General features: G+C 57.4%; 2 protein-coding genes and 1 pseudogene. 1 reads left to right on the top strand and 2 read right to left on the bottom strand.

The window, feature by feature from the left end:
* Both G568_RS19500 and G568_RS0117710 read right to left on the bottom strand, forming a co-directional pair.
* Nucleotides 1–314 (bottom strand): hypothetical protein (locus G568_RS19500; RefSeq protein WP_037374550.1); only part of this gene is annotated, 314 nt, incomplete at its 3' end.
* An 85-nt stretch (nt 315–399) separates the two neighbouring features.
* Nucleotides 400–921 (bottom strand): hypothetical protein, encoded by a 522-nt coding sequence (locus tag G568_RS0117710; protein ID WP_026759186.1) that lies wholly within the window; start codon nt 919–921, stop codon nt 400–402.
* A 141-nt stretch (nt 922–1,062) separates the two neighbouring features.
* On the opposite strand from G568_RS0117710, the pseudogene G568_RS0117715 reads away from it, so the two are divergent.
* Nucleotides 1,063–1,485, top strand: a pseudogene (locus tag G568_RS0117715) (tyrosine-type recombinase/integrase); the annotation flags it as partial.
* Nucleotides 1,486–1,569: the final 84 nt, after the last annotated feature.

The following is a 1,569-nucleotide window of genomic DNA, read 5'->3' on the forward strand; positions in this document are numbered from 1 at the left end:
GCCTCGGCTTTGATCGCTTCGAAACCTTCTTCTTGCAACGCCCGGAAACCCCTTAGCTTGGCTTGCATCAGAATCGCCCAGCACTCAAGCTGCTGCATAAGGGTTTCCATCTCGTCTTCTGCGTCCTCAGCCTCGAGAAACTCCTCTGCGGATTTTACTACGGGAAGACCGCAATCGGACATGACGTCAAGGAGGTCTTCCATGCTGTCGATGGATGGAGGCGACATGTATTCTGCGAACGCCTGTGCCCTATTGCTTTTGTAACGATCATCGGCAGTTGCGTGCAGATGTAGGAGTTTGTAGTCTATAGTCATTGATGTCTCTCCTTTGATCGAGACGTTGCATTGAGCGGCGTGGTTTAGGTTTGGACGACTGGGGCCACGCCGCGATTACCGAGCGTTACACGCCCGTCACCCTCCACCGGGGAAGATCTCTGCGGTCCCGCTTATCCAGCAGGTCCAATATCTTGTTGAGCTTGACGGCCTCATTGATCATCGTCGCCCGGTCGATCGTTTCTGAGTTTTCCAGCTCAGCCAACCGCGCTTTGATCTCTTCGCGTTTATAGCGGTTAACGATACCAGCAAGCTCTTGCGCCGCGTCCAGTAGGCTGCCGATCGTGACCTCAGCACGGCCAATGGCGCCATCGTAGCCAACGAAGACGTCCTCGTAGCCCTCCGAGCCGATCCCTGTTGCCTCGTTATCCCTAGATACCTCTTCGGGGTTGCGCTCATCTTCAAATGTAGGCGGCTCAATGCCCGCCAACTCCAATGGTAACGCAAAGTCAGAAGACTGCGCGCTCTCTTCCCAGGCCTCACTGAAAAGCCTCTTGAGGTAAGGCTTGGTGCTTTCCGGCGCGACAAGGCTTGCCTCACGCTCTCGCTCTCTTTGCGCCTTTTTGCGCTCTGCAGGTGTCATTGCCATTTGGAAACTCCTTTGTGACCGTGACCGCTTATGTCACACTCACGACAGCAAGTCAATCTGCTTCTGCAATTCCTCAGATTCCGGTCACTGCCCGATTTCACCCAGTGCCGCGATCAATTTGGGTTTTGCTCCGCGATGTGACTTCGCTCTCGCCGGGAACACCGTGTCCCGCTTTCCAGGGCGGCGGTGGACCTGCTCAAGAAGCTTCCCAGGCACATGGGCTGCCCATATGTCTTCCCCTCGCCCAAGGACGGGCCGATGTCCGACATGACCATCTCGGCCGTGATGCGCAGGATACACGCTGCCGAGGTGAAAGAGGGCCGTCCCGGCTTTCTCGATCCACAGTCGCGCCGCCCGGCCGTGCCGCATGGTCTGCGCTCCACGTTCCGGGACTGGGCCGCCGAGCGCACGAGTTACCCACGTGAAACCGCCGAGATCGCCCTAGCGCACAATGTTGGCAGCGACGTCGAGCGGGCTTACAGGCGCAGCGACATGATCGAGAAGCGGCGAGCGATGATGGAGGACTGGGCGGGGTTCGTCATGGGGCGCGAGAAGAATGGCTAATCCTTCACACCACCGCATTACGTTGGCTACTGCAGAGGAGCCTCAAGCACTTGGACCTCGAATTCTGAATTGCTACACTGGCAT

It is taken from the genome of Sediminimonas qiaohouensis DSM 21189, assembly GCF_000423645.1.
GTDB classification, from domain to species: Bacteria; Pseudomonadota; Alphaproteobacteria; order Rhodobacterales; family Rhodobacteraceae; genus Sediminimonas; species Sediminimonas qiaohouensis.

What these genes read in the sequence shown, in the direction of transcription:
- G568_RS0117710 (WP_026759186.1), bottom strand. Translation starts at nt 921, where the DNA reads ATGGCAATGACACCTGCAGAGCGCAAAAAGGCGCAAAGAGAGCGAGAG.